This is a genomic window from Thiobacillus sp. 65-1402 (assembly GCF_001897685.1).
Classification (GTDB): domain Bacteria; phylum Pseudomonadota; class Gammaproteobacteria; order Burkholderiales; family Thiobacillaceae; genus Thiobacillus.
This window is the reverse complement of record NZ_MKUG01000144.1, coordinates 1-6,655: the sequence shown is the minus strand read 5'-3', so window position 1 is coordinate 6,655 and position 6,655 is coordinate 1. Positions and strand designations below refer to the sequence as shown.

The 6,655-nt window shown below is 66.0% G+C and carries 6 protein-coding genes; 4 read left to right on the top strand and 2 right to left on the bottom strand.

Annotated features, from left to right (window positions below):
• The coding region (queF, locus tag BGO62_RS11205) for a preQ(1) synthase (protein ID WP_296642379.1) at positions 1 to 340 on the bottom strand (340 nt) is incomplete at its 3' end.
• A gap of 88 nt (positions 341 to 428) precedes the next feature.
• On the opposite strand from queF, the gene smc reads away from it, so the two are divergent.
• The 4 genes from smc to serS all read left to right on the top strand — a co-directional run bounded on the left by smc (position 429) and on the right by serS (position 6,040).
• Positions 429 to 3,926: a chromosome segregation protein SMC gene (gene smc, locus BGO62_RS11200; protein WP_296642377.1), complete on the top strand. Its 3,498-nt coding sequence runs from the start codon at positions 429 to 431 to the stop codon at positions 3,924 to 3,926.
• Between the two features lie 74 nt (positions 3,927 to 4,000).
• Complete coding sequence (locus tag BGO62_RS11195; RefSeq protein WP_296642375.1) at positions 4,001 to 4,246, top strand: type II toxin-antitoxin system prevent-host-death family antitoxin; 246 nt, start codon at positions 4,001 to 4,003, stop codon at positions 4,244 to 4,246.
• A complete protein-coding gene (locus tag BGO62_RS11190; protein ID WP_296642374.1) occupies positions 4,243 to 4,629 on the top strand; it encodes a type II toxin-antitoxin system VapC family toxin in 387 nt (128 codons plus the stop codon). Before BGO62_RS11195 ends, BGO62_RS11190 begins: the two co-directional genes overlap by 4 nt.
• A 127-nt stretch (positions 4,630 to 4,756) precedes the next feature.
• Positions 4,757 to 6,040 carry a serine--tRNA ligase gene (serS, locus tag BGO62_RS11185; protein WP_296642372.1) on the top strand — a complete coding sequence of 428 codons (1,284 nt, stop codon included), beginning with the start codon at positions 4,757 to 4,759 and terminating at the stop codon, positions 6,038 to 6,040.
• A gap of 1 nt (position 6,041) precedes the next feature.
• Here the strand turns inward: serS and BGO62_RS11180 are convergent.
• Positions 6,042 to 6,655, bottom strand: a 614-nt coding sequence (locus tag BGO62_RS11180; protein ID WP_296642370.1) for a transglycosylase SLT domain-containing protein, incomplete at its 5' end; no start/stop codon positions are given.

The window sequence follows — 6,655 nt, the reverse complement described above, 5'->3', positions numbered from 1 at the left end:
CGGCGACCACGTTGGTGAAGATGCCGCCGCGCACGTAGAACTTGGCGGTGAGTCTCATGTATCTGGGCTTGGTCGCCTTGACCAGGTCGTCGAGGATGCGGTTGGTGACGTCTTCGTGGAAGTGGCCTTCCTCGCGGAAGCTCCACATGTAGAGCTTCAGGCTCTTCAGTTCGACGCAGGCCTTGTCGGGGATGTAGTCGAGGATCAGTGTGGCGAAATCCGGCTGTCCGGTCTTGGGACAAAGGCAAGTGAATTCAGGGACTTCCATGTGAATGTGAAAGTCGCGCTCAGGTTTTGGGTTGGGGAAGGTTTCGAGGGTCTTGGCGGGCGTGGAGGGCATAAAAAAGCTCGGTGTAGAATGGCGGCAACAAAAACGTCCCCGCAAGGACGTTTGGAGACCCCATTATAAAAGCTAAGGTTCCGCCGTCTTGCGTTTAACCCACATCAAACTGGCCGGTTTCAAGAGTTTCGTCGATCCCACCGTGATTCCCGTCCCCGCGCAGCTGACCGGCGTGGTGGGGCCGAACGGCTGCGGCAAGTCGAACGTGATCGACGCGGTGCGCTGGGTGCTCGGCGAATCGTCGGCCAGGCATCTGCGCGGCGAAACCATGCAGGACGTGATCTTCAACGGTTCGGGCACCCGCAAGCCGGCGTCGCGCGCCTCGGTCGAACTGGCGTTCAACAACGAACTCGGGCGCGCCGCCGGCCAGTGGTCGCAATACGCGGAGATTTCGGTCAAGCGGGTGCTCGACCGCAGCGGCGACTCCACCTATTACATCAACAACATGCGGGTGCGGCGACGCGACGTCGCCGACCTCTTCCTCGGCACCGGGGTCGGCGCGCGCGCCTACGCCATCATCGAACAGGGCATGATCTCGCGGCTGATCGAGGCCAAGCCGGAAGAGCTGCGCGGCTACCTGGAAGAAGCCGCCGGCGTATCCAAGTACAAGGAACGCCGCCGAGAAACCGAGGCGCGGCTGAAGGACGCGCGCGACAACCTCAACCGCGTCGAGGACATCCAGCGCGAACTCAGGAGCCAGGTCGAAAAGCTCGCCGCGCAGGCCGAGGTCGCCCAGCACTACAAGCAATTGCAGGCCGACCTGACCTTCTCCCAGCACCGCCTGTGGTATGCCAGGAAGCACGACGCCGCGCAGCAGCGCGCGCGCATCGACCGCGATCTCACGGAGGCGCAGAACAGGCTGGAAGCCGAGACCGCGCGCCTGCGCCACATCGAATCGACACTGGAAACCGTGCGCCAGACCCAGCTCTCCGGGCAGGACACGCTCAACAGCGCGCAGGCAGGGTATTACCAGGCGCAATCGGAAGTCGCGCGCATCGAGCAGACCATGGCGCACCAGAACGCCACCCGTGAGCGCCTGTATCGCCAGGTGCAGGATCTGGGTGCGCGCGTCGAGGGCCAGCAGGCGCGCCGTGCCGCCACGCTGGAGGCCTTGAACGAGGTGAACGCGCAGCAGCCCGGCCTGGAGGAGGTGTTGATGGAGGCCGAAGCCGCCGCGCACCAGGCCACCGACAGCACTCTGCCGCAGAAGGAAGCCGCGCTGCGCGAGGCGCAGCAGGCGGTGGGCGAGGCGCAGCGCATGGTCTCCCAGCTGGATCAATCGCGTCAGGTCGACGAAAACAGCCTCGGCCACACCAGGCGCCAGCTCGAACAGCTGGACGCCCGCCAGCGCAGGCTCGTCCAGGAACAGGCGCAGCTGCCGCGCACCGATACGGCGGGCCTGGCGCAGAAACAGGTCGAGGTCGAAGAGTTGGCGCAAACGCTGGCGACAGCGCAGGCTGGCCTCAAGGAAGCCGAGACCGCCTTACCCGAGCTCGATGCCGCGCGCGCGCAGCACATGCGCGAACTCGAAACCGCGCGCAAGGTCCTGCACCAGACCGAAGCCGAACTTGCCGCGCTGAAAAAGCTGCAGGAGAGCCTCAAGGCCGACGAGAAGCTCAGCGCCTGGCTGCACAGCCGCGGCCTCGATGCCGCGCCGCGCCTGTGGGAACAACTGCGCGTCGCCCCCGGCTGGGAAGCCGCGGTCGAAGCGGTGCTGCGCGAACGCCTGCAGGCGGTGGCCGCCGACGCGCAGCCCGGCTGGTTCGCCGATGCGCCGCCGGCCCGCCTCACGGTTTGGGCCGGGGAGGGCGCAGCGCTAGCGGCCGCGCCGGAAAGCCTCGCCAGCAAGATCGCCTGCGACGACGGGGCGGTCCGCGCCGCGCTTGCCGACTGGCTCGCCAACGGCTACTGGGCTGCCGACGCCGATGCCGCGCGCGCCCGCTGCGCCAGCCTTGCTCCCGGCGAATACATCGTCACCCCGCAGGGCCATCTGTTCACCCGCCACAGCGTCACCTTCCATGGCCCGCATACGGCGGTGGAAGGCATCCTCGCGCGCGGGCGCGAGCTCGAACGGCTCACCGATGACGCCGTGCGCCTGCGCGAGGAAGCCGCCTGGCTCGAAGCCGCCCATGCCGAGGCCCAGCAAAGCCACGGCGATCGCCAGCGCGAAATCCAGGCGCTGCGTGCGCAGACCGGCCAGACGCAGAGCCGCCATCACACCGCGCAAATGGAGCTGCTGCGCCTGCAGCAGGCGGTGGAACGGGTGCAGAGCCGGGCGACGCAGATCACCCAGGAACTGGAAGAGGTCATCCATCAGCAGACCAGCGAGCACGCCACGCTGGACATGCTGGAAGCCCGCCTCAAGGACTACCGCGCGCAGGACGACGCCGCCCGCGAGGCGCTCTACGCCGCGCGCCAGCAGCGCGACCAGGCCGACCGCGCGGTGTTCGAGGCGCGCGAACTGCAGCGTGCGGCCGAGCGGCGGCACCAGGAGGCCGGCTTCGCGCTCACCACCTGCAGCAACAAGATCAGGGAACTTGGCGACGCGCTGGCGCGCATCGAGCAGGAAATCGCCGACGACGAGACGCGCCTCGCCCAGGCGCGCGAGGAGCTCGCCCGCCTGCCCGCCGACGCGCTGGATGTCGAACTGCAACTCGCGCTGACCGCACGCACCGAGGCCGAAGCCGCGCTCGCCGCCGCGCGCGACGCGCTGGAAGGCCTCACCGCGCAATTAAGAAGCCACGACGAGGCGCGCCTGGCCTGCGAGCAGGGGCTCGATCCGCTGCGCCGCAGCATCGAGCAGTTGAAGCTGAAGGACCAGGAAGCGATGCTGATGCAGTCGCAGTTCGAGCTGCAGCTGCGCGAGGCCGCGGCGGACGAGGCCAGCCTCGAATCGGGGCTCGCCGACAGTCCCAAGCCCAGCCAGCTGCAGGCCGAAATCAACCGCCTGCAGAACGCGATCGCCGCGCTCGGGGCGGTCAACCTCGCCGCGCTGGACGAACTCACCCAGGCGCAGGAGCGCACCGAATACCTCGCCGCGCAGTGCGCCGACCTGCTGGAAGCCGTCACCACGCTGGAGGACGCGATCCGCCGCATCGACCAGGAATCGCGCGCGCGCTTGAAGGAGACCTTCGACACCGTCAACCAGCACATGGGCGAGCTGTTCCCGAAACTGTTCGGCGGCGGCCAGGCACGGCTCATCCTCACCGGCGACGAACTGCTCGACGCCGGGGTGCAGGTGTTCGCGCAGCCGCCCGGCAAGAAAAACGCCTCGATCCATTTGCTGTCGGGCGGCGAGAAGACGCTGACCGCGCTGTCGCTGGTGTTCGCCATGTTCAAGCTCAACCCGGCGCCGTTCTGCCTGCTCGACGAGGTCGACGCACCGCTCGACGACGCCAACACCGAACGCTACTGCAACCTGGTCAAGGCGATGTCCGACCACACCCAGTTCCTCTTCATCACCCACAACCGCGTCACCATGGAAATGGCGCAGCACCTCGCCGGCGTCACCATGCAGGAGCCGGGCGTATCGCGCATCGTCGCAGTGGACGTGGAAGAGGCGGTGGGCATGGTCGAGGCGGCCTGAGCCGCTTGGCCAGGACTTCCCCTTCCCGGTTGATTAAACTAAACCAATCAAACTTAGTCTTGTTTGGAGCGGTCATGCATACCGTCAATATCCACGAAGCCAAAACCCAGTTGTCGAAGCTGATCGAGCAGGCGGTGCAGGGCGATGCCTTCATTATTGCCAAGGCTGGGAAACCCCTGGTCAAGGTCACCCGGCTGGATGCTCCAGCAACCGGGCAAGCCAGACGTCTCGGTTTCATGGCGGGCCAGATTGCCGTGCCGGACGATTTCGATCGCATGGGCGCCGAAGCCATCGAGCAGCTTTTTGGCGCTGAAGGATGAAGCTGCTGCTGGATACGCACGTGTTGCTCTGGGCGGCGGGTTCGCCCGATCAACTGCCGCCCGATGCACGCACCTTGCTGGAAGACCCGAGTAACGAGCTCGTGTTCAGCGCGGCCAGCCTGGGGGAAATCACGATCAAGCGCAGCTTGGGACGCCACGATTTCCAGGTCGATGCGCGTGTACTGCGTCGGGGTTTGCTGGACAACGGCTATCTGGAATTGTCGATTACCAGCGAGCACGCGGTTTTCATCGACAGCTTGCCAACTATTCATAAGGACCCGTTTGACCGAATTCTGGTCGCGCAGGCAACGGTCGAAGGTATCACCCTGCTTACGGCCGATGCGCTACTTGCCCAATATCCTGGTCCGATCCGGGCCGTTTGAGTCTGCTGGCTCGTGTCGCTGTGGCCGAAAGCAGGGCATCAGCTTGATGCAGTAAATGTTCATGGCCCTAGCCGCAGAGGGCGGCTATCGGCCAAAATAACGTTTTTGGCGCTATCCCAACACTCCCATGCTTGATATCCAGTTGCTGCGCCGTGACGCAGCCCTCGTAGCCGAGCGCCTGGCGGCGCGTGGTTTTGCCTTCGATGCGGCGCGTTTCGACGCGCTGGAAGCCGAGCGCAAGACGATCCAGACCCGTACCCAGGAGGCGCAGGCCAAGCGCAACGCCTTGTCCAAGCAGATCGGCATGCTGAAGGGCAAGGGCGAGGATGCGGCCGCGGTGATGGTCGAGGTGGCCGGGCTAGGCGACGAGCAGAAGCAGCTGGAGGCGCGTCTGTCCGAGCTGCAGGGCGAACTCAACGACTTCCTCATGGGGGTGCCGAACCTGCCGCACGAATCGGTTGCGCAGGGCCTGGACGAAACCGCCAACGTCGAGGTGAGCCGCTGGGGCACGCCGAAGCATTTCGATTTTCCGGTGCGCGATCATGTGGACATCGGCGAGAGCCTGGGCCAGCTCGACTTCGCCGCCGCGGTGAAAATCACCGGCAGCCGCTTTTCCGTCATGAAGGGCGGGCTTGCGCGGCTGCACCGGGCGCTCGCCCAGTTCATGCTCGACGTGCACACGAGCGAACACGGCTACACGGAAGTCTACGTGCCCTATCTGGTGAATGCCGATTCGATGCGCGGCACCGGGCAGCTGCCGAAGTTCGAGGAAGACCTGTTCCACGTCCCGCGCAGCGATGCCGACAAGCTCTACCTCATCCCCACCGCCGAAGTGCCGGTGACCAACCTGCTGCGCGACGAGATCGTGCCTGCCGAGGCGCTGCCGCTGAAGTTCGTCGCCCACACGCCGTGCTTCCGCTCGGAGGCGGGCTCCTACGGCCGCGACACCCGCGGCATGATCCGCCAGCATCAGTTCGACAAGGTCGAGTTGGTGCAGATGGTGAAGCCGGAAGATTCCTACGCTGCGCTGGAAGCGCTGACGGCGAACGCCGAGGCGATCCTGCAGAAGCTCGGCCTGCCGTACCGCAAGATGGCCCTGTGCAGCGGCGACATGGGCTTCTCGTCGGCCAAGACCTACGACCTGGAAGTGTGGCTGCCGGCGCAGAATACCTACCGCGAAATCTCCTCCTGCTCCAATTTCGAGGCCTTCCAGGCGCGCCGCATGCAGGCGCGTTTCAAGGTGGGGCAGGGCAAGCCGGAACTGCTGCACACGCTGAACGGCTCCGGGCTGGCGGTGGGGCGCACGCTGGTGGCGATCCTGGAGAACTACCAGAACGCCGACGGCAGTGTGAGCGTGCCGGAAGTGCTGCGCTCCCGGATGGGCGGGGTGGAGCGGCTGACGGCCGCCTGATTCAGCCCGGCCCGACAGCCAGGCCTTCCTCGCTGTCGCCCAGATTGATCAGCGGGTTGTATTCCGGCTCCAGCCGTAGCAGGATGTCGTAATAGTTGCGGATGTTTTCGGCAAAGTGCAGCGCCTCGGTGCCGCGCGCGTAGCCGTACTTCATCGCCTTGGCATAGGTGCCCCGGCTTAGATGGGGCAATGCCTCTTTGACGTCGGCCCAGCTGTCCGGGCTGCCGTTGCGCGCCTGCGCGATGCGGCGCGCGTCCTCCATGTGTCCCTGTCCCTGGTTGTAGGCGGCCAGCGCCAGCCAGGTGCGGTCGGGCTCGGGAATGCGGTCGGGCAGGGCTGTTTTCAGCATGAGCAGATAACGCGCGCCGCCCAGAATGCTCTGACGCGCATTGAGGCGGTCGGTGATTCCCATGCGGTCGGCCGTTTCCCCGGTCAGCATCATCAAGCCGCGCACGCCGGTCGGCGAGGTGGCGAACGGGTTCCACTGCGATTCCTGATAGCCGATGGCGGCGAGCAGGCGCCAGTCGATACCGGTGAGCGTTTGCGCCTCGTGAAAATGCTGGCGCAGTTCGGGCAGCCGTTGCCGGCGGCGCTGCAGGATGCCGAGGATGTCCG